General features: G+C 65.0%; 14 protein-coding genes. 9 read left to right on the top strand and 5 right to left on the bottom strand.

Going from position 1 to position 21,404, the window contains the following annotated elements; all coding sequences use genetic code 11:
• Nucleotides 1-10: 10 nt before the first annotated feature.
• The 3 genes from LB572_RS02065 to tssI are packed head-to-tail and all read right to left on the bottom strand — an operon-like array spanning nucleotide 11 to nucleotide 3,853.
• The gene (locus LB572_RS02065; RefSeq protein WP_224666508.1) at nucleotides 11-1,090 is read right to left on the bottom strand and encodes a hypothetical protein; all 1,080 of its coding nucleotides are present in this window, start codon (nucleotides 1,088-1,090) and stop codon (nucleotides 11-13) included.
• Between the two features lie 10 nt (nucleotides 1,091-1,100).
• Entirely contained in the window at nucleotides 1,101-1,520 is a 420-nt protein-coding gene (locus LB572_RS02060) for a DUF6484 domain-containing protein (protein WP_140801961.1), read from the bottom strand.
• Nucleotides 1,521-1,528: 8 nt separating this feature from the next.
• Nucleotides 1,529-3,853 (bottom strand): type VI secretion system tip protein VgrG, encoded by a 2,325-nt coding sequence (gene tssI / locus LB572_RS02055; RefSeq protein ID WP_224666507.1) that lies wholly within the window; start codon nucleotides 3,851-3,853, stop codon nucleotides 1,529-1,531.
• A gap of 308 nt (nucleotides 3,854-4,161) precedes the next feature.
• On the opposite strand from tssI, the gene tagH reads away from it, so the two are divergent.
• From tagH to LB572_RS02015, 8 genes are all read left to right on the top strand, one after another.
• On the top strand, nucleotides 4,162-5,241 hold the full coding sequence (gene tagH, locus LB572_RS02050) for a type VI secretion system-associated FHA domain protein TagH (protein ID WP_224666506.1): 1,080 nt from the start codon (nucleotides 4,162-4,164) through the stop codon (nucleotides 5,239-5,241).
• 297 nt (nucleotides 5,242-5,538) lie between these two features.
• Complete coding sequence (gene tssL / locus LB572_RS02045; protein WP_224666505.1) at nucleotides 5,539-7,065, top strand: type VI secretion system protein TssL, long form; 1,527 nt, start codon at nucleotides 5,539-5,541, stop codon at nucleotides 7,063-7,065.
• Nucleotides 7,065-10,592 carry a type VI secretion system membrane subunit TssM gene (gene tssM / locus LB572_RS02040; protein WP_224666504.1) on the top strand — a complete coding sequence of 1,176 codons (3,528 nt, stop codon included), beginning with the start codon at nucleotides 7,065-7,067 and terminating at the stop codon, nucleotides 10,590-10,592. The genes tssL and tssM overlap by 1 nt, the downstream gene beginning before the upstream one ends.
• A 117-nt stretch (nucleotides 10,593-10,709) precedes the next feature.
• A complete protein-coding gene (locus LB572_RS02035) occupies nucleotides 10,710-11,489 on the top strand; it encodes a PP2C family protein-serine/threonine phosphatase (protein WP_140801966.1) in 780 nt (259 codons plus the stop codon).
• Nucleotides 11,486-13,948, top strand: a complete 2,463-nt coding sequence (locus tag LB572_RS02030) for a serine/threonine-protein kinase (RefSeq protein ID WP_224666503.1) — start codon at nucleotides 11,486-11,488, stop codon at nucleotides 13,946-13,948. Before LB572_RS02035 ends, LB572_RS02030 begins: the two co-directional genes overlap by 4 nt.
• A gap of 11 nt (nucleotides 13,949-13,959) precedes the next feature.
• On the top strand, nucleotides 13,960-14,454 hold the full coding sequence (locus tag LB572_RS02025) for a DUF1036 domain-containing protein (protein WP_318013965.1): 495 nt from the start codon (nucleotides 13,960-13,962) through the stop codon (nucleotides 14,452-14,454).
• Complete coding sequence (locus tag LB572_RS02020) at nucleotides 14,451-16,901, top strand: M23 family metallopeptidase (RefSeq protein ID WP_224666501.1); 2,451 nt, start codon at nucleotides 14,451-14,453, stop codon at nucleotides 16,899-16,901. The genes LB572_RS02025 and LB572_RS02020 overlap by 4 nt, the downstream gene beginning before the upstream one ends.
• Nucleotides 16,902-17,148: 247 nt before the next feature.
• Nucleotides 17,149-18,744 (top strand): caspase family protein, encoded by a 1,596-nt coding sequence (locus tag LB572_RS02015; RefSeq protein WP_224666500.1) that lies wholly within the window; start codon nucleotides 17,149-17,151, stop codon nucleotides 18,742-18,744.
• Between the two features lie 59 nt (nucleotides 18,745-18,803).
• On the opposite strand, the gene LB572_RS02010 is transcribed toward LB572_RS02015, so the two are convergent.
• Nucleotides 18,804-19,334, bottom strand: a complete 531-nt coding sequence (locus LB572_RS02010) for an OmpA family protein (protein WP_224666499.1) — start codon at nucleotides 19,332-19,334, stop codon at nucleotides 18,804-18,806.
• A gap of 183 nt (nucleotides 19,335-19,517) precedes the next feature.
• On the opposite strand from LB572_RS02010, the gene LB572_RS02005 reads away from it, so the two are divergent.
• On the top strand, nucleotides 19,518-20,078 hold the full coding sequence (locus LB572_RS02005; protein ID WP_224666498.1) for a DUF6931 family protein: 561 nt from the start codon (nucleotides 19,518-19,520) through the stop codon (nucleotides 20,076-20,078).
• An 83-nt stretch (nucleotides 20,079-20,161) separates the two neighbouring features.
• On the opposite strand, the gene LB572_RS02000 is transcribed toward LB572_RS02005, so the two are convergent.
• Nucleotides 20,162-21,400, bottom strand: a complete 1,239-nt coding sequence (locus LB572_RS02000) for a caspase family protein (RefSeq protein ID WP_224666497.1) — start codon at nucleotides 21,398-21,400, stop codon at nucleotides 20,162-20,164.
• Nucleotides 21,401-21,404 lie beyond the last annotated feature (4 nt).

The following is a 21,404-nucleotide window of genomic DNA, read 5'->3' as shown; positions in this document are numbered from 1 at the left end:
ACCCTCCTTGTCAACCTCGAGCGGGCTGGTCGAGCCCCTCGCGCCATGCGTCCACCTTGTCTGGCAAGGCAAGCCTGACCACGCGATCCTCGAACCGCTTCGCCGCCACTGGCCCCAGTTCCGACGGATCAGAGGTAAAAAGTTTGGTTTCTTCACGAGCTTCCGGATAGAGGTCCAGAAACGCCCCGCGAGCTGCCACGGCAACATTCGGCTCTCGCATCCGTTCGATCAGCCAGGGCAGCACGGATCGATCGCCGAGCATGCCGATGCCACGTACGGCAACAGGCGCGGTGTCGGAAGACTTCATCAGTCCACCCAGCCAGGCGCGCACCTCTTTTTCCGGTCCCGCCTTGACCGCAGCGCGTAAAGCGGCCAGCGCGTCGAGACCGCCGGCGGCGGCCGCTTTTCGCAACTCGGCGCGCGCGAGATCGGCGGAGCTGATTTCCACCAACGCCCACCCTGCCCAAAGCCGCACGGCATCGTCTTGAGCCTGCATTGCAGCCTTCATCTCCTGCGCAAGGTCGGTGCGTTTCAGCCTTCCAGCCAGCCGCAGGCTGAGCGCACGTGTGTCCGCATCCGGGTCGCGGACGAGCCGCCCAAGCAACTGCTTCGGATCGACATCATGTGCAACGCAAGCTGCAACGCCGAGATAGCGCAGAAGCGCGTCATGTGCACCCAACCAATCCCGTACGAGTTTCCCGATCTTCTGTGGCTTGTGCCACGCGAGCGCACCGACCAGCCCTTGCCGTTCCTCCGCTCGACGCGCGGCCTCTATCGAGGTCTCTAACCGCTTTGCGTCTGCCTGCTCGATTGCCATCCAACCTGAGACGAAGAACTCGCCCTTCTCCGGAAAATCCTCAAGCAGTCGATCCGCAAACGGCCATGCAGCGGCGCCGGCGATACGAAGACCGTCGAGGTTGATCTCGACGCGCTGGCCGATCTCGGCGATCACCCCTTGGTCCACCGGGTCCTCCAGCGACAGCGTATCGCGTTGCGCCCACAGGAAAGCCGTCTGCTCAACATGCTGGCGCACCACCTCGGCAGAGATGCGATGCGGCGGCGTAAAGGTCCGGGTGGCCAGCGACGTCATGGAAGCGCGATCAGTTCAAGTTGATCGAACCGCCGCGGATGCGCTGTGTGCCGCTGGCATGGCTGACAATATGCGCACCGCGGATTGTAATTCGGCCGTCTTCATCCATGATGATCGTAGCCTTGCCGCAGCGCAGCTCGATCCTCTCCTTCGCGGTGATGATGACGCTCTCTCCGTCGCGAACCACTTGCGGCGCTGAAGCACCCGGCTTCACGACGCGACCGACGATTAGCGGCTTGCGCGGATCTCCCTCCTGGAACAACAGCGCTACCTCACAGCCGATCATGTCCACCGTAAGTTCACAGAGACTTCGTGCCGGCAGCGCGGTCTCTTCCAAATTCCCAGGAAAAACCACAAGCGGCGCCTCGTCGCCGAATCCCAGAAAGGCGCCGATGACGACGCCCTGTATGCGTTCCGTGACCTTGCCCATCACAGCCCTCAGTTCTGATTGATCTTCGAACCCTTGATGACGACGTCGCTGGACGCCTTGATGATGATCTTGCCGGATCCGTTCACCGATATGTCCTTGCCCTCGATCGCGATCGTGCCATCCTTCTTCATCATAATCTTTGCTGACCCGGTCTGGATCAGAATCTCGTCGCCGGCATCGATCACCAGCTTCTTGCCTACTTTGATCGAGCTATCTTCGCCGATGTTGATAAAACTGCCTTTCGCTATGCCCAGCGAATGGGCGCCACCCACACTCGTGGAATCATCGGCTCCGATACTGGCGCTGCGCGCCGCGCCAACGCTGAAAGACTGAGCGCTTCCAACGGTGACACTTTGATCCGTGCCGACATTGACCGTCTGCGCCGCACCGATGTCCCAGCCGTCCGCGGCGCCGATGCTGTGGCTCTGGTTGATGCCCACGGTGACCGACCGCGATGCGCCAATCGTGTTCGCTTGCGAAGCGCCCACGGTCCTCGCTTCGGCAGCCCCCACCGTATCCACGCGCGCGATACCCACCGTGACCGTCTGGTTCAGACCCACCGTCTGCGAATGGTTGGCGTCGATGTTTTCGGTCGAGTTGGACACGACGTGGATGGTCTCGTTCGCCTGGACGGTCAGCGAGCGGTTCGCGCCCACCGTCTCCGTGTCGTTCGACCCGATATTCGTCGTCTGGTCGACGCCGATCTTGACCGTCTTGTTGTTGCCGACATCCTCGTCGAGGTTGTGGCCGACGGAGTGCTTGGCGTCGTGGTCGATGCGGTCGGACTGGTCATGCTGCACCAGCTTGTTGCGGTCGTGCTTGACCAGCAGGTGGTGGTCCTTCTGGGCCTGGAAATTGACCAGCTCGGAGCCCGCCTTGTCCTCGAACATCAGCTCGTTGTAACCGCCGCCGCCTTTCGAGGAATTCGACTTCCAGCCCGACTGCGTGGCGTTGCCCGGCAGCCCGTAGGGCGGCATCTGCGAGGCGTTGTAGACGCGGCCGGTGATGATCGGCAGGTCCGGATCGCCCTCGATGAAGTCGACGATGACCTCCTGGCCGATGCGCGGGATCTGGATGAAACCCCAGTTGCTGCCGGCCCAGGTCTGCGAGACGCGCACGAAGCAGGACGAGTTCTGGTCCTTCTTGCCGAGCCGGTCCCAATGGAACTGCACCTTCACGCGGGCATATTTGTCGGTGAAGATCTCCTCGCCCGATGGGCCGACGACGGTCGCCGTCTGCGGGCCGCGCATGATCGGCCGCGGCGTGATGCGCGGCGGCCGGTAGGGCAGTTTGGTCGGCGACACGCCGAGCACCACCTTGAAATTCTCGTTATGGGCCTCGTTCTGGGTCCGGTAACCCGGGTCGAACAGCCGGTATTCGGCGCTGACCACCAGATAGTCCTGGTTCTGGTCGTCGCGCGGAAAGCTTTCCAGCGTGAATTTGCAGCCGGAAAAAAGGCCGCGCACCGTGCCTACCGCCGTGCTGTGCTGGTGCACCGCCTGGAGTTCCTCGCGGCGGATTCCGGCGATCTTGTCGCCTCGTCCGACATCGAGATGCGCGCCGGGCTGGCGATAATTTTCGCCGGAGGCCTCCTTGTGGGCGAAAGGCTGGGCGGATTTCGCCATCAGGTCGGCGCCGGGCTTCTCGAAATCATAGTCGGTATGGGCATAGGCGCCCGGCCGCACCGCGCTGCCCGGAATCCATTCGGTGATGTATTCGACGTCGCGCCGCGAGCCGTGGCCCTCGAAATTGTAGAGCACCTTCTCGTAGCCGGGTGCTGGCTTCAGCTTGCTCGTAGCATCGCAGAGGATGAGCGTGTGCTTGCCCTCGTCATGCTCGAAGAAATAGAAGATGCCTTCGTGCTCGAGCAACCGCTGTACGAAATCGAGATCGCTCTCGTCGTACTGAACGCAATATTCGCGCTGGGGATAGGACCCCTGCAGCCGCTTCTCGAATTTGGCGATGCCGTATTTCGAGAAGATCTTCTCGACGATCTCAACCGCTGTCATGTTCTGGAAGATGCGGCAGTCGGTGGTGTTGCCGAGGAACCAGAGCCATGGCCTGACCGTCGCCTCGTAGAAGGCCAGCCGGTCCTCGATGCGGGTCAGCTTGAAATCCGACACGAGGCCGCTGAACCAGCGCTTCGGATCGGATTCGCCCTCGACCGAAACGACGCCGCCCAGCATCTTCAGCGGATCTATGTCGCGGTTCTTCGAGACGAAGCCGGCCGTATAGGCGAAACAGCGGCTGATCTCATCGCGGCCGATGAGATGGGTGAAGGTCAGGTCGGCGCCAGCCGGCGTCTTTACAACCGTGGCACGTTCGTTCGGCATGGGTCGTGCCCCTCCTCGACGCGGCCGCCAGTGTGATGGTTTGAAACCCCCGCTCTATTAACTGCGTCACGTTCGGGAGCGTTCGAATTCACCGCACCGTACCCCCACAACCTAGCACATGTTTGATGGAGGCCAAATAACAGCAATGGCTAAAGCGCGCCCGAACGCCGGTGTGAAACGCTCCTCTCCCGCTCGGCTTGCAACCTGCTAGAATACCGAAGCAATTCCGGGGAGGGCGCCTGGCGGCTTTCCGCCTGGAATTGTGCGAAAGATAAGCATTTGTTGACCAAGTTCGGCGACGCTTCCGGATGTTCATCTCTCTCCAGATCAGCAATGTCGACAAGGTGCCGGCCGGGACCGCCGCCAGCTATGCCGCCCGCGACCGCAGTTTCGAGATCGGCCGCGAGAATTGCGACTGGACGCTGTCCGATCCGGACAAGTTCATCTCGGGCCGGCATTGCGAGGTCCGCTACCAGGCGGGTTCGTTCTGGCTCTACGACCTTTCGCGCAACGGCACTTTCGTCAACGGTTCCAACCAGCGCATCGCCGGGCCGCATCGGTTGGTCCAGGGCGACCGGCTTTTAATCGGCCGCTACGTCGTCGGCGTTTCGATCGAAGACGAACGGGCAGCGACCGGGCATCCGCAGGCCAGGACGGGGTCGACGCAGCGCGAGCTGCCGCCCTCGACCGGCCGCCCGATGGATCCCGGCCATGAGCCGTTCTTCAGTCCGGCGGAGCAGCGCCCGACCGGGGCGGCGCCCGCCTCGACATCCTCGGCCCTGCCGCCCGTTCCGGCAGCCCCGGTCAATCGGCCGGCCGAAGCGGACGCGACGCTGCGGGAGATCGCCAGGGCGGCAGGCATCGCGCCTGAATTGCTGCAGTCGCGCGATCCGCATGACGTCGCGGCCGAGATCGGCGCGGTACTGAGGACCACGGTCGAGCAATTGTCCCTGCTGCTCAAGGCCCGCGCGGCGGCAAAGGTGCTCGCCAAGAGCGCGCACCGCACGATGATCGGCGCCGAGGACAACAACCCGCTGAAATTCGTGCCGGGCACCGACGACATATTGGAGATCATGTTCGCCAAGCGCAGGGCGGGCTATCTCGATGCCAGGCACAGTGTCGAGGATGCGTTCCGCGACCTGAAGACGCACGAAATCGCGACCTACGCCGCCATGCAGGCCGCGCTGTCGCGGCTGCTCGACGACCTGTCGCCGGAGGCGATCGCCAAGAAAATCCCGCCCGCGTCCTTCTCGTCCAGGAAGAGCCAGGCCTGGGATGCGCTGGTCGCGACATGGCGGACGATGGAAGACAAACACGAAAACGGCATGCTGGATGTCTTTCTCGCGTATTTCGCCGAAGCCTACGCCAAGGCCGACAAGCAGAAATAGACGCAGGGCACGGACCGCGCCCGCCGTATGTGACGGGTCTCATAGAAGAAGCCGCCTCTTCGCGCATCTTGGCTCCCGATTTCAATCGGCGGCCCCGTTTCAATTGGGTATCCGGGCGACTAGAATGCGCAGGGACGCTTGCCCGGCGGGCAAGGCGGCGGGGCTTGGGGCGTGTGCAGCAATGTCATGTTTCGGCGATATGAGCCTTTCCATGCGGCCCGCCGCCAAGGCTCAACCTGAAACGCGTTTCTCCGGGCGAAGGCATGGTCGTCGCGCCGCGACAGCGGGTCGTCGCCGATGAGCTCGAAAGACGATCCCACGGGACGGACGGACAAGACCGTCATCCGCGCGCCCCGGCCGAAGCAGAAGCCGCTTGCCGCTCCCGAGAGGTCGGAAGGCGCGCGGCCTGCTCCATCGTCCGCCAGGGAATCGACGGTGTTCGACCCCGGCGGCGGCCGGCAGATGCCCGCCGGCTGGTCCTCCGGAACCGTGCTTTTCCAAGGGCCGACCCCGGGGGCAGAGGCCAATGCGGCGCCGGGGTTGCGGCAGGATGCGCTGCTCGACGCCGCCGAGGGCGTGCAATACGCCGCGGCAAATCCGATCCTTGCCGCCGCGGCGCCACTGTTGATGCTCTTCGGCCAATTGCGGCTGATGCCGGTCGAACGGCAAGCCGTACCCTTGGCGGAGCATATCGCCGACGCGATCGAGACCTTCGACCGCGCGATCGCGAAAGCCGGCATTGGTGAGGAAGACGCGAGGATCGCCAAGTTCGCGCTTTGCGAAACCGCCGACGACCTCGTCGGCAACCTGCCCTGGTCGGGCAAGGACAGCTGGCCTCAGCACAGCCTGGTGACCCACTTCTTCCACACCCAACCGACGGGCGCCGGCTTCTACGAAGCGCTGAACAACGTCCTCGCCAGGCCGGAAGCGCATTACGACCTGCTCGAGCTGATGCATGCCTGCCTGTCGCTGGGTTTCGAGGGCCAGTATCGGGGGCTTGCGGGCGAGCGAAATACGCTCGAACGCATCCGCCGCGACGTCTACGACACGCTGCGCTACTTCAAGCCGCGCGCCGCCGAGGACATCTCGCCGCGCTGGCAAGGCATGGCGGCAGCGTTGCCGAAGCCAAGGGCGCGGCTGCCGCTCTGGGCGGTCGCGGCCGCCGCGGCGACGCTGGTGACGGCCGCCTTCTTCGGACTGCGGGTGCTGATCACCGACGAGGGCGACGCGACCGCCGGCGAATTGCTGGCGCTCAATCCGTCGACGCCCGTCACCATCGAGCGCGCCAGCGTGGCGGCGCCCACTGAGCCGGCGCAAGCCAGCCCGCTGCCGGCCGCGCCCCCGGATACCACCCGGATCGACCGTATCCGCGCCGCGCTTGCCAAGGAGATCGCCGGCGGCGGACTGAGCGTCGGCGAGAAGGGCGAGTTCATCGTCGTCGAGATCAACAACCAGCTTCTGTTCGCGTCCGGCCAGGCGGAGCTGAAGGCGCAGTTCAAGCCAATCGCGGCCGACATCGCCACGGCGCTCGACGCCGAAACCGGGCCGATCAACATCGTCGGCCACACCGACAATGTGAAACCGAAGAAGTCGAGCACGTTCAAATCGAATTTCGATCTTTCCGTCGCGCGCGCCAAGGCCGTCCAGGCATTGGTGGCCAAGCAATTGAAGGATCCTTCGCGGCTGAGTGCCGACGGCAAGGGCGAGGACGAACCGATCGCCGACAATGGCACGGCGGATGGCCGGGCCAAGAATCGTCGCGTCGATGTGATGATCCCGAAACAGGAGACCTTGCAGACCAGCGCGGCGGAGAGCGGCGACTGATGCGCTGGCTGCTGCGGATCTTCAGCTTGGCTGCGCTCGCCGGTTTCTCGGCGACGGTCTGGTATGCCGGGCCGCTGATCCGCTTTGCCGATACGCACCCGCTTGGGCCCGTGTGGCTCAGGGCCACGATCATCGGCGTCAGCGTTGCGGTGCTTGCCCTGTTCTACGGGCTCCGCTTCTGGCGGCGGCGCGGGGCGCAAAAGGCGCTGGAAACGGCCATCGTGCGCAGCGATGAGCGCAACGACGATTCACAGGTGCTCGAAGCGCGCATGAGCGAAGCCATCGCGACGCTGAAGCGGACAAGCGGCAAGCGCAATTTCCTCTACGACATCCCCTGGTACATCATCATCGGCCCGCCAGGCGCCGGCAAGACGACGGCCCTGGTCAATTCCGGGCTGAAATTCCCGCTTGCCGGCTCCGGCAGCGCGCAGCCGGTGGCCGGCGTCGGCGGCACGCGGTCCTGCGACTGGTGGTTCACCGACGAGGCGGTGCTGATCGATACGGCCGGCCGCTATACGACGCAGGAGTCGGATCGCGAGCGCGACAAGGCGAGCTGGCTCGCCTTCCTGGGATTGCTCAAGAAACAGCGCACCCGGCAGCCGATCAACGGCGTCATCCTCGCCATCAGCCTTGCCGACCTGATCGGCTTCGACGACCGGCAGCTCGACGCGCATGTCACCGAGATCAGGAGCCGCCTGCGCGAGCTGCACGAGACGCTGAAGATCCAGTTCCCGGTCTATCTGCTTTTCACCAAGGCCGATCTCGTCGCCGGCTTCATGGATTATTTCGGCGATTTCGACGAGGTGCGCAGGCGCAAGGTGTGGGGCGCGACGTTCCAGACCGCCGACCGCACCAAAAACATGGCCGGCGAGGCGCCGGCTGAATTCGACGGGCTGGCGAGGCGGCTCGCCGAAGAGGTCGCCGACCGCCTGCAGGAAGAGCCCGACCCGGTGGCGCGGATCGCACTGTTCGGCTTCCCCGCCCAGTTCGGCGCGCTGAAGAACCGGATAAGCCAGTTTGTCGGCAGCCTGTTCGATACTTCGCGCAGTCAGGTCAATGTCAGCCTGCGCGGGCTCTATTTCTCGTCGGGCACCCAGGAAGGCACGCCCTTCGATCAGGTGCTGGGCGCGATCGGCCGCAGTTTCGGCAGTGCCTCGCAAGCGCACCTTTCCGGCGCCGGCAAGAGCTTCTTCCTGCACGACCTGCTGACCGATGTGATCTTCCCGGAATCGGGCTGGGTGTCGTTCGACAGGGCTGCCGAACGCCGCACCCGGTTCGCAAGGTTCGGTAGCCTGGCCGCGATCGCGCTGGCGGCCTTGGCGGCGCTCAGCGTGCTGGGCCTCAGCTTCTTCGCCAACAAGCAGCTGATCGCCTCCACAAGACAAGCCATGGCGCATTATCGCGACAGCGCCGATAGTCTGCTGAAGAGCACGACGGTGACCGACGTCGACCTGGAAAACGTCATCGGTCCGCTCGACCAGTTGCGCAACCTGCCGGCCGGTTTCGAAAACGGCGACCAGGGCAAGCCGATCGAGGAGACCTTCGGGCTCAGCCAGCGGGAAAGGCTGCTGTCGGCCTCCAAAACCGCCTACCGGCAAGCGCTGGAACGGAGCTTCCGCTCGCGGCTGCTGGTGCAGGCCGAACGGACGATCCAGGCCAGGATGGCCGATCCGATCGCGCTCTACGAACCGCTCAAAATCTACCTGATGCTGGGCGGCAAAGCGCCGAAGGTCGACGACGAGTTGATCGTCTCGTGGATGAAGCAGGACTGGGAACAGAACCGCTACCCTGGCGAGAACAACCGCGAGGGCCGCGCGCAGCTCGAAAAGCATCTGCGCGCCATGCTTTCGCTCGACGACGCCTACGATCCAGTCTTCGAGCTCAACCAGCCGTTGGTCGAGGCCGCGCAGCGCTCGCTCGGACGCATGAGCCTCGCCGACCGTGCCTCGGCGCAGATCAAGTCGGCGGTCTACGCAGCAAGGCTGCAGGACTTTTCCATCGCCGCGAAAGCCGGTCCGGAAGCGCAGCTGCTGTTCGAACGCACAGACGGCAGCGAGCTCGCCGACCTTCGGGTCCCCGGCCTCTACACGCGCGCCGGGTTCAACCGCTTCTTCCTGCCGCAGCTGTCGCGCATCGCGCAGATGCTCGTCGACGACCAGTGGGTGCTCGGTGGCGGCGGCGAGCAAGGCGGCATCGACCAGGACCTGCCCAAGCTCGGTCCCGAGCTCATCGACCGCTACGGCAAGGAATTCGCCGCCGCCTGGAACGGCGTGCTCGACCAGTTGAAGCTCAAGGCGATGCTGAAGGACAAGCCGCAATATCTGGCGCTTTCAGCCGTCGCCTCGCCGGACTCGCCTCTCGCCCAGTTGTTCACGGCGATCGCCGATGAAACCGCATTGACGAGGGACAGCGCCGCCGAGGGCGACATCGGCACGGCGCAGCAGGACCCCGCCAGCATGGCAAAGGGCCTCGCCCGCATCGGCCTGCAGATCGCCGGCGGCAAGTCGCAAAGCCGCGCCGGCGCAAGCTCGGCTGTTGCGCAGAATGCCGGCGCGGGCGTCGAGGCGCAGTTCCGCTCGTTCCAGGCGCTGGTCGGCGGGGCCGCCGGCCGCCGGCCGCTCGATGCGCTGACGCAGAACTTCCACGACATCTTCCAGAGCCTGAAGCTCGTGGCTGATGTCCCCACGCAGACCGAACGCGTCAACGCCAACCTGCAGCTGCAGATCTCGACATTGCGCGCTAATGTCTCGCGCCTGCCCAAGCCGCTGGCGCGGATGGTCAACGCGGCGGCGGACGAGTTGGAAGGCAATGTCGCCGAGGCCTCTGTCGCCAACCTCAACCAGACCCTCGATCAGACCGTGACGCGCGCCTGCGAGGAGGCGGTCAACGGCCGCTATCCCTTCACCCGCGACAGCGCGGACGAGATTTCGATGGCGGATTTCACCAAGCTGTTCGCGCCGGGCGGCCTGATGGACCGTTTCTTCGCGCAGAACCTTGCGCCGCTGATCGACATGACCGGCCAGGAATGGACCTGGAAACAGGACGCCCGTTCCAGCAAGGACCTGGCAAAATCGACCTTGAAGGCGTTCCAGGCGGCGGCGGAAATCCGCAGCGCCTTTTTCCCTTCCGGCGGCTCGGTGCCCTCGGTCTCGATCACCATCACCCCCACGTCGGTGAACAGCGAGGTCGACAGCGCCGTGCTCAACGTCGACGGGCAGACGGTCCAGAGCGCGCAGGCCGGCAACGCGCCGAGCATCGTGACATGGCCGAGCGGCGCGGCGTCCGGATCGGCGAGCCTCAGCCTCGTACCGGAAATGCCCGGCCGCGACTCCGCGCTGAAATTCGAAGGGCCGTGGGCGTTGAAGCGGCTTTTCGACAAGGCGACGATCACTGGCGACGGCGCCAGCACCGAAGCCCGTTTCGTCATCGGCGGACGCGATGTTGCCTACACGATCCAGGCCGGCTCGGGCGCCAATCCCTTGCTGTTGCCGGCCTTGTCCGGCTTCAGCTGTCCGAAGGCGTTCTGAGATGGCTGGGTCGAGCCTTCATTTCGGTACTCTAATGTACACGCTTGTGGCAAAGTGGCCCGGGCACGCGGCCCATGGCTGGTCACAGAGGACGCTCGCTGAGCGCTTGGTGGCAAATTGAGCACTGTCGCCCTCCCTATTGAAAGCTTCGGCGTGAGCCACCAGGGCTGCGTGCGCGACCACAACGAGGACAACTACCTCATCGAACCGCAGACCGGGCTCTGGGTGGTGGCTGACGGGATGGGCGGGCACGAGGCCGGCGAAGTCGCCTCGGCCAGCATCGTCGATCACCTGGCGACGATCGGCATCGCGAGTTCGGCGCCGGACCTTCGCGCCCGCTTCGAGGACCGGCTCAGCCGCGCCAATGCCGAGATCCGCGACATATCGCGCTCGCGCGGCATCACCATAGGCTCCACTTTCGCGGCCCTGCTTGCCATGGATGGGCGCTTCGCCTGCCTGTGGGCCGGCGACAGCCGCATCTACCTCGTGCGCAGCGGCTCGATCTTCCAGGTTTCGAAGGATCACACCGAGGTGCAGGAACTGCTCGACCGTGGCATGATCAGCACTGAGGAAGCGCGCACCTGGCCGCGCCGCAACGTGATCACGCATGCTGTCGGCGTCAGCGACGAGCTCGAGATCGATTTCCAGCAGGGCGAGTTGATGGCGGGCGATGTTTTCGTTCTGGGCACCGACGGACTGACCGCGCATGTCAGCGACGCCGAGATCGAGGCCGCGGTCAGATCCGCCACGCCGCGGACGGCATGCCAAAGCCTCCTGGATACAGTGCTGGCCCGCGGCGGCACCGACAATGTGACCATCGTACTCGTGAAGATCGGCGGCGGGCGCGACGGCGCGCTCCATTCGGATCGGTCCGCAGTGGAAGGCCTGGCCAGATGAGCGACGACGACAAGACGCGGATATCGACGAACATCGCCTATGCGGGCGTCGGGACGCAGCTCAGCGGCATCTACGAACTCGACGAGAGGATCGCCTCCGGCGGCATGGGCGAAGTCTATCGCGGCCACAACATCCAGACCGGCGACCATGTGGCGATCAAGATCGTGCTGCCCGAATTCGCCCGCGACCAGACGATCCTGTCGCTGTTCCGCAAGGAAGCGTCGATCCTCAACCATCTCTCGCACGACGCGGTGGTGCGCTACCACGTCTTCACCATCGACACGGGGATCGGCCGCCCCTATCTCGCAATGGAGTTCGTGGATGGCCAGTCGCTGTTCGACGTCATGCGGCGCGGGCCGATGCCGGGGGACGATGTGCGCCGGCTGTGCCATCGGCTCGCATCGGGACTCGCCGCGGTGCACCAGGCAGGCGCGGTGCACCGCGACCTCTCGCCGGACAACATCATCCTGCCCGGCGGTCGGGTGGAGCGCGCCAAGATCATCGATTTCGGCATCGCCCGTTCGGCCACCGTCGGCGGGGAAACGCTGATCGGCGGAAAATTCGCCGGCAAATATAATTACGTCTCGCCGGAACAACTCGGCCTCTATGGCGGCGAGGTCAGCGAGCAATCCGATATCTACAGCCTCGGCCTGGTGCTGGCCGCGGCGCTGCGCGGAAAGCCGCTCGACATGAGCGGCTCGCAATACGAGGTCATCGAGAAACGCCGGACCGTGCCGGACCTGTCGGATATCGATCCCGACTTCCATGAACTGATCTCGGCCATGCTGCAGCCGGACCCGCGCGACCGGCCGGCCAGCATGGCCGAGATCGCCCGGGCGACGCGCGGCGAGGATCTCGAGCCGACATTGCCGCCGCCGGTGTCGTTCGGCGCACGCGAACGCTCCGGCCTGCCGCGCGCCGGCTGGTCGACGCCGCCGGACCCGAAGCCCCAGCCGTCCACGCCTCCCGGCGAACCCCGCTTCGTCGAACATGTGCGCCCCGCATATCTGTCGGAGCCACGGCCTGTGCCGGCGGCCGCCGCGGCCAGCACGCCCGCGCCGGCTGCGCCCAAAAAGGTTTCCCGGATGCCCGCCATCGCCGGCGGCGTCGCGGCGATCGCCGTCCTGGCGGCAGGCGGCCTCTATTTCAGCGGCGTTCTGGCGCCCGCGCCGGTGACGGAAACATCCAAGCCGCTGACACCGAAGCCGATCGCCGAAACCACCAAACCAGTGGCGGAAGCACAGCAACCGGAGGCGCCGAAGCCTGACAGCGCGAAGCCATCCGCCCAACCCGATGCGGAGGCCAAGACGCCCGTCGAGCAGCCGGCGCCGCCAGCCACCCAGCCGGAGAGCGAGGCCAAAAGCCAGACGCCTGAGGTCGAGACCAAACCCGTGCAACCTCCGGCCCAACAGTCGCCGACGCCCGCGCCGGCTCCCGCACCAACGGCCGCCGAAAGCCAGACGCCGCCAAGCGAGCCGGCGGTCAAGACGCCGGAACCGAGCCAGGCTGCTGAGAACAAGCCGACGCAGGAGGCAAATCCGCCAGCGGTCAAGCCGGGCGTAAAAGACCTCGTGGACATGCTGTCCAAGCTGCCCAAGCCGACGGCTTCCTCGCCCCCGGCTTCGCAAAGCCAGGCATCGACGCAGCCGACCCCACCACCGGCCGAGCCGAAGGCGCAGACACCGACAGCCAGCCAGCCGGAAACGCCGACCGCGCCGGCACAACCAACGCAACAAGCGCAGACACCGGCGGCCAAGCAGCACGACACCGACGTCGCCATCAATGTGCCGAAGCCGGCGCTTCCGTCACTGGAAGAAGACACGGCCAAGTGGAACGACCAGCGCTCCTGGGTGCGCGATTTCAGCGGCGGCAATTGCTTCTACGCGAACGTGACATCGGGACCCGGAGCCGCCCCGACGATCGAGGGATACGGAACGGCGGTCCAGCCCTTCGAGCAATTGCTCAACGATTTCCAGACGCGGTTTCATATCGAGCCGGACATCAGCGTGCGCCTCATCACCCTGTCCCAGTGCGGCGTGCCCACTTTCCTTCGCTTCCTCGACCGTAGCTCGGCCGCGAAGCCGCAGCTTGTGCTGGACCGGACATCGATCCCGGACGGCTCGCCGGTCAGCGGCGCGCTGTATACGGGCGGCGGGCTCGTTTCGAACATCATGCTGATCGACCACAAGGGCGTCGCCTTCAACCTCGACGACCGCATGGTGCCGCAGACCGACAAGGTGACCTTCAACATCCCGATCGGCCTCGCCGCCGCGGACAAGGCGGCCGGCAAGGCGGTGCCGCAGATCATGCTGGTGATCACCGGGCCGAAGGACATCCAGGCAGCGATGTTCTCCAGGCCGACGCCGGCCTCGGAGCTTTTGCCCAGGATCCTCGAGGAGATCGAGGCCGACGGGTCGCAGTTTTCCGCCACGGCCACCTATTTCCGGCTTGGCGGATAGCATGAACGCCGATGGATTCTTGCCGCTCGCGTTCCTTTTGCCAGTCCTCGCCACGCAAGCAGCGTAGCCGGCTCCGATTGCCGTTACCGGGCCGCATGACGCTCGCAGCGCTGCTTGGCGCGGCGCTGCTCTCGATCCTTTCGCCCGGCAAGGCGCATGCCGAATTCACCGTCTGCAACCAGACGCTCGACGTCGTCAATCTCGCGGTCGGACAGAAGGTCGACAATACCGACCAGACGGACGGTTGGTGGACGATCGGCGCCAATCAGTGCGTCAACGTCATCCGCGAGGAGCTGACCAACCGCTACATCTATCTCTACGCGACGGACGTCTTCGGCCACGCGATCCTCAACGGGTCGACCGAGATGTGCGTCGATCGGCGGCGCTTCTCGATCCGCGGCATCGAAGAGTGCTGGCAGCGCGGCCATATCGCGGCGCGCTTCGTCGAGGTCGATACGCAGGAGCAGGTGCGCTGGACCTATTTCCTGACCGGAAACAGCCCGTGACGCACTCGATCGACACGAGCTTCAAGGCAAAGAAGCAGGCGCGCCTGGCAGGTCGCCGGCGCAAGCTCTGGCGCCGGGCTCTTGCCGGCCTTGCCACACTCGCCGTCGTCGCTCTGGCCACCGGCTTCTACCTGACCAGGGACTACTGGTCGTTCGGCGACGAGGATGAAGAGCTGCATCCGGTCGAGGGCATGGAAGACATGCCGCCCGACGCCTCGGTCTATGTGCCGGCGATCATCGATCTCGCCGGCGATCCGATGTGGATCACGCTGGCGCCCGATGCCGACACCGCGACCAAGGGCAAGACCGTCGCGCGCCCGGCAGAACTCGACAGTTCGGGGGCTTCGCCGCAGATCGAAATCCTCTCCGACGTGATGCTGAGCGCCAGCGAAAAGTTCATGACGACGATCCCGTCGACACAGGAGGATTTCGCCTTCTTCCAGGCGCAGCGCCAGGCCGCCCCCAAGCCTTCGGCAACGGCGCCCGACGACCAGCAACCGGCCCCGCTGGCGCCGGCCGCTCCGGCCGCGGCGCCGAACGACCAACAGGGCGATCCGCAAGGCGATCTGGAAAACGACCTGCAGGCGGCGCCGGACGAGAGCGACGCCGGCTCGGCGCCCAAGGCCGACGCCGACGACCCCGAGGCCGGATGGGGCGAGACCATCGACCAGGGCGAGGCAGCACTCCCGGCTTTCAAGAAAACCGCGATCGAGAACAACACGACCGTTGCGACCGTCATCAGCGAATATCAACGCTTCGAGGCGACCGAGGACACTTTCGTGAAGATCCTGAACGACCGCAGCCTGGACAGCTTGGCGCTCGACGCGCATTTCTCCGCCGACGACGCGAAGCTCGCGGGCGAGGCGCTGAAGGCGCTATTCAACCGCGACGGGCTGGAGGCCGGCTTCGTCGTGGCCATGCGCGGGTTCCGGCCGAACCGCGAGACGACGACCATGTCGCTGATGCAGGTCTCCGTCTATGCGAGGAACGTCTATGTCGGCACGCTGACGCGCAATGCGGCCGGAGCCTTCGTGTCGGGCGTCGACCCCTGGGTGCGCGAGGACCTGTTCAACTACTCCGGTGCCTCCGACCAGGGCGGGCCGAAGCGTCAGTACCGCCTGCTCGACGCGATCTATTCGACGGCGGCTCGCAACAAGGTGCCGACCAGCGTCATCGGCGAGGCGATCATGTATCTTTCGCGAGGGCAAGACCTCGACGCCTTCGCCAGCGAGGACCAGCGCCTGGTGCTGATCTATTCGCAGACGCCGCGCGGCCAGGGCGAGATTTCCGGGCGTGTGCTCTATGTCGGCGTCCAGGGCACGGACAAGAGCCTCGACTGTTTCGTCTTCCAGCAGAGCGACGGCCAGTACGCCTGTGTGACCGGCGACGACCAGGTCCGCTCGCTGAGCGTCACCAACGGCATGGTCACGCCGGTCGCCGGGGTGATGACCTCGACCTTCGGCCCGCGCAAGCATCCGATCCTGGGCACGGTCCGGATCCACAAGGGCGTCGACTGGGCGGCGCCGGTCGGCACGCCGGTCATGGCCGCCTTCGACGGCGAAATCTCGTTCCAGGGCGATGGCGGCAGCTACGGCAATCTGGTGAAGATCACGCATGCCAACAGCCGCGAGACGCGCTACGCGCATATGCAGAAATTCGCCATCGCCAGCGGCGTCGGCACCAAGGTGAAGGCCGGTGACGTCATCGGCTATATCGGCACCACGGGGCTTTCGACCGGCCCGCATCTGCATTTCGAGCTCTACCAGAATGGCGAGGCGATCGATCCGCTGGGGACGGTCACCACGGTGGCCACGGCCGTTGCCGTTAGTTCCGGCGGCTCCGGCGACGCCGCGGTCGAGACGCTGACCGACCGGATCGTGCATGTCGAAAGCGGCGGCAGCTCCCGCGCCAAGAACCCGCTTTCCTCGGCAACCGGCGCCGGCCAGTTCATCTCCAAGACCTGGATCCGGATGATGAACACCTATCGGCCCGACCTTGCCCGCTCGCTATCGACCGCCGACCTGCTGGCGCTTCGCTACGACGCGACACTGTCGCGCGAAATGGTGCGCAACCTCGCGCGCGAAGGTGAAGCCTATCTGCGCGCCCGCGGCCACCAGATTACCGCCGGCCGCCTATACCTCTGCCATTTCCTCGGTATGGAAGGCGCGCATCAGGTGCTGGCGGCGCCGGGTTCGTCGCAGCTGAGCGCGGTTCTGGGATCGGCGGTGATCCAGGCCAATCCGTTCCTGACCGGCAAGACCGCGAGCTACGTCGTCGACTGGGCCGAGCGGAAGATGGGACAGAAAGCGCCGCGCGTGACGACCGATCAGGGCCAGCCGACGACGACAACCACCGAAGTCCGGCAGACGTCGCCGGAATTCGAAAAATACAAGCAGGCGATCACCACGCTGATAGGCTCCATCCAGGACACGCTCGAGCCCGGTTAGCCGGTTCACCAAACCCTGCGTTTTTGGATGAGCCGATTGGTTTTCAGGCCGGCGACTGGTATATTAGCGGATGTTCACGGAGGAAATTCGGGCCTCTCGTGAACCAAATCTGTGGTCGAGATCACAGACACCCAAGACACGATTTTGGCAGAAGCGACGCTGTCGCTTACGAAATTCAGCATGCGCAGACATCGATAACGCGCCCCGAGAGGCGGAGGGTTGATCCATAAAGGCGTTCGCCATCCTTTTGGGCGGGTTGATCCTGCTTTTCCATGCCGCGTTCGGCGCCGAGGCCGCCACGCCCGACAGCAAGCGTGTCGCGCTGGTCGTCGGCAACAGCAAATATGTCAATGCCGTCGCCTTGCCCAATCCGGCCAACGATGCCCACCTCATCGCGTCCACGCTGCGCAATGCCGGCTTCGAGGTGATCGAAGGCGTCGACCAGGACAATGCCGGCATGCACAGCCTGATCAGCAAGTTCACCGAGGAGTCCTACAATGCCGACCTCGCCGTCATCTACTATGCCGGGCACGGCATGCAGGTCGACGGCAAGAACTACCTCATCCCGATCGATGCCGAGCTGACATCGCCGGCCTATCTCAAGACCCGCACGGTCCAGATCGACGAGTTCATGGCGGCGCTGCCGGCCGATCCAGCTGTCGGCATCATCATCCTCGACGCCTGCCGCGACAATCCGCTGGCACGCACGCTGGCCGCCGCGCTGCCGAAGAGCCGCTCGCTCGGTGCCGGCCTGGCGCCGGTCGATGCAAAGGCCGACGGCATGGGCACGGGCGGCGTCCTGATCGCCTATGCGACCGACCCCGGCGCCATCGCTTTCGACGGCAATGGCGTCGACAGCCCCTATTCGCTGGCATTGGCCAAGCACCTGACCGAACCGGGCGTCGAGATCCAGAGCGCGTTGACGCGGGTGCGCGGCGAGGTGACGGAAGCCACTCAAGGGAGGCAGCGGCCGTGGCACAATGCCTCGCTGGGGCGCGAGGTGTTCCTCGGCAAGCCATTGGCACAAACAGCCTCACCCGCCGCGACGCCGGCCGACGGAGCCCAGGCGACGGCGTCGCCTGCTCCCGTGGCCAGCGAGGCGCCATCCTGGGAGGTCGAGCAGCGGCTTTGGGACGAGGCTTCGAAAAAGAACGCCATACCCTATTACGAGGCTTATCTCGACCAGTTCCCGAACGGCCGTTTCGCCACGGTGGCGAAGCTCAACATCGACCAGTTGAAGGATCCGACCGCGGGCAAGCAGGTCGCGGCGCTCGGCGCGGACGATGCAAATGCCAATCCAGGCTCGGCCGTTCGCACTTCGGTCGGCATCACCGACGAGATGAGAAAGACGCAAGGCACCGAGCTCACGGAAAGCGCCATCGGGCTCGACCGCGACAGCCGTATCGACCTGCAATTGCGCGTCGAAGCGCTGGGCAACGAGTTCGGCCAGGTCGACGGCAATATCGGCCCGCGGACGCGCCAGGCGATCGGCATCTGGCAAGACAAGAACGGCCTGCCGTCAACCACCTATCTGACCCGCGAACAGCTGGCGTTGCTGGTGGCCCAGACCGACCCGATGATGGATGCCGTGCGCACCAAGAACGCCGCCGACCAGGCGCGCACCGCGCCACCCAAGAAACAGGTCGTGCAGAAGACCCGCACGCTGAAGCCGGTGGCGCAGCAAAAGCCGCGCCGGAAACAGACGCAGGTCGTTCAGCGCAGGCGCAACAGCGAGACCGTGGTTCGCGAAGACGCGCCACCGCCGAGAGACAACAACGACTTCCTGACCAAGGCATTGATCTTCGGCACCGGCATTGCGGTGGGCGGCGCTCTCAAGAACTGATTGTGGATGGGAGCCCGGCCTGTCTGCAGGACTCCCATCGACGGTTCGGCGCCGGCGGTCTATTCCGTCCTGATCCGCATTTCCACCCGGCGATTGACCGGGTCGTAGGGATTGGAGACGCGGGGGTGCGACTTGCCGAGGCCGATCGCTTCGAGCCGCGCCGATACAACGCCGTTGGCTTCGAGGAAGGCGGCCACCGATTGCGCCCTTCGCTGCGACAGGTCCTGGTTGTAGCGATCCGTGCCGGTCGCATCGGTGTGGCCTTCGACGACGAAGCTGAACGTGCTCAGCCTATTGTCCTTCAGCGCCTTGGCGAACTCGTCCAGTTCCGAGCGCGCGGTCTGGTCGAGCTGGGCCGAATCCAGGGCGAAGTTGATCATCATGTCGAGGCCGGCCTTCTGGGGGGCCTCGTTCTTCTGGGCCTTGCTCTTGCACTCTTCCTCGGTGCCGACGCAGATGCCGCGTGAGGCGCCAAGATTTTGGCCGGCGAAGAATTTTACGATGTCTTCCGATTTCTGAAGCGGATCGGCGTAGACGTGCGTTGAAAAAAGCACGGCCGCCAATGCCAAGGCTGAGCTGCCCCACCGCATGACCGTCACTCCTGTTTGACCTGAGCGGGTTTTCGCTGGCGCGGACTATATCAAATCTCGAAACGATTGTCTGTGAACAAGCGCACGTTGCCAATGGCCGCCGCCTGCTAAAGGTTAAGGATTGACCGGCGTTCAGCCGCGGGTTTCAGTGCTATTTGTGCCGGTGCTCGGGGTGTGGCAGCCATGGCCAATGAACTCGGATACAGAACGGCGAGAGATCTGTTTCTTGCCTGTCCCGCGATTGCCCGGGACATGAAATCGCTGGCCGCCGCCCAACCCCCGCTGGAATTCTGCCGTGCTTTGCTCGCCGGACGCGTGCCGGAGGAAGCCGTCACGTTCTGCGCCTACCTCCTGCCCGAGCGCGCCGCGGTCTGGTGGGGGCATGAATGCCTGAGCAATCTCGCCGAGCTCCTTGCCGAAAGGGATCTCGAACTGCTGGCGCTCGTCAATGACTGGGTGGGCGAGCCCGGCAATCCTCGCCATCGAGCGGCGCTCGCCAGTGCCGTCGATCCCTCGCCCGCAACGCCGGCTGCATGGATCGCTCTGTCCGCGGCGTGGCGTGACCCGGCCTTCGACATGCTTTCGACCGGATTTCCCGCCGCTCACGCCGTCAACGCCGGGATTCTGGCGGGGCTGGCGCGCGTCTCGACCGCCGACCGCTTTGGCGTGCTTTCCGCCTTCGTCGAGATGGGCATCCAGATCGTGGAGATGGAAGCGCAGCGGCAATCGGTCGACGCGTATTAGGGCTTGCGCCGGACAAGCCTCTGAAAGCCGCAATTCCAAATAGGAAGCCGCTTCCCACTCTCTCGGGATGCTCTAATCCAGGATCATTTGCAGCCGCCTTGCGCCCATCTGGCCAAAGCGACCTTGAAGCGGGTGCCGAGCGGATGCTGCAGGCGCAGCACGGAAACGTCGTTGGCGGCGAAATTCTTCGCCTGCTCGCAAAGGCGCGTCTCGTTCCACTCGTGACAGCCGTCGCAGTGTTTGCCTTGCCAGACCGACTTGTCGAGCCCTTCGACCGGGCTGAAAAGCGGTTCGCTCTTGATTAACTGGGCTATGCTCTTGCCGTCGATCGCCGGGTCGCCGAACTTGACCGGGCGATCGAAAAGGATCGGCCCGTCCGTCGCGAGCTTCGGGATCTTTTCGCGCAGCGCATTGAGGGCAAGCTGGTCGTCGGCCTGGCCAGACGCCGCGCCGGTGTTGCGCGTCTCGGAACCCGCTTCGGCCTGCGGCGCGCTCGCGTCGCCGACGATCAGCGGCGCGTTGAGGTCGACCTTGTGCAGCACCACCTCGGTGGTCAGCGAGACGTTGATCCAGGGGCGCTGCTTGCCAGCGGTCGTCTTGAAGACGTCGCTGGTCACCCTGTTCATCGCTTCGGTGATGGAGACGTTGGATTCGCCGATATGCTGGAGCAGCGCCGTGGTGAAAGGCGAGTGGTCGCCCGACCCGTCATAGGCTAGCTGGTTCGGGCTGGCGGCAAAGGCGACCAGCGTGCCGGCGCCGCCATTCTCGATCGGAATCTCGGCAAGGCCGCTGCTTGCGCCTTTTATGCCCGCGCTCTTTGCCAGCACGTCCGCAAGCGGATTGTCCCGGCACGCATCTAGGAAAACGAGCCTTATGCTGGTCTCGCGCGACATCTGGCGCAGGACGAAATCGACGGAGACGGCTTCAAAATCGAGCGACGTCTCGTCCTCGAGCGCGGCGTCGACCGGAAGCAGATAGTTCTTGCCGGAGACCTGCAGGCCATGGCCGGCATAGAAGAAAAGCGCGATGTCGGCACCGCGCACCTGCTTGGCGAACTGCGCGACCGTAACCTGCGTCTGCTGCTTGGTGAGGTCGAAGCCGGAGACCACCTCGAAGCCGAGGTCCTTGAGCCGCTCGGCCATGGCCTGCGCATCCCGTGCCGGATTGGCGAGCGGCGCCGCATGCTGATATTGCGAATTGCCGAGGATCAGCGCGACCCGCCGCTCGGCGCTCGCGGCCGTCAACGTCAAAAGCAGCGCAAGCGCCGCGAATACCGCGGCGCGAAGCATGCCACCGAAAAAGGCGGTCGGGGCGAAACTCACCGCC

Origin of the sequence: Mesorhizobium sp. BH1-1-5 (assembly GCF_020165615.1) — a bacterium.
Taxonomy (GTDB): domain Bacteria; phylum Pseudomonadota; class Alphaproteobacteria; order Rhizobiales; family Rhizobiaceae; genus Mesorhizobium.
Note: the sequence above shows the minus strand (reverse complement) of the source record. Positions and strands in the feature narration are given on the sequence as shown.

Excerpts from the sequence above, each read along its gene's own strand:
- LB572_RS02065 (WP_224666508.1), bottom strand. The coding sequence starts at position 1,090 with ATGACGTCGCTGGCCACCCGGACCTTTACGCCGCCGCATCGCATCTCT.
- LB572_RS02060 (WP_140801961.1), bottom strand. The coding sequence starts at position 1,520 with ATGGGCAAGGTCACGGAACGCATACAGGGCGTCGTCATCGGCGCCTTT.
- tssI (WP_224666507.1), bottom strand. The coding sequence starts at position 3,853 with ATGCCGAACGAACGTGCCACGGTTGTAAAGACGCCGGCTGGCGCCGAC.
- tagH (WP_224666506.1), top strand. The coding sequence starts at position 4,162 with ATGTTCATCTCTCTCCAGATCAGCAATGTCGACAAGGTGCCGGCCGGG.
- tssL (WP_224666505.1), top strand. The coding sequence starts at position 5,539 with ATGAGCTCGAAAGACGATCCCACGGGACGGACGGACAAGACCGTCATC.
- tssM (WP_224666504.1), top strand. The coding sequence starts at position 7,065 with ATGCGCTGGCTGCTGCGGATCTTCAGCTTGGCTGCGCTCGCCGGTTTC.
- LB572_RS02030 (WP_224666503.1), top strand. The coding sequence starts at position 11,486 with ATGAGCGACGACGACAAGACGCGGATATCGACGAACATCGCCTATGCG.
- LB572_RS02025 (WP_318013965.1), top strand. The coding sequence starts at position 13,960 with ATGGATTCTTGCCGCTCGCGTTCCTTTTGCCAGTCCTCGCCACGCAAG.
- LB572_RS02010 (WP_224666499.1), bottom strand. The coding sequence starts at position 19,334 with ATGCGGTGGGGCAGCTCAGCCTTGGCATTGGCGGCCGTGCTTTTTTCA.
- LB572_RS02005 (WP_224666498.1), top strand. The coding sequence starts at position 19,518 with ATGGCCAATGAACTCGGATACAGAACGGCGAGAGATCTGTTTCTTGCC.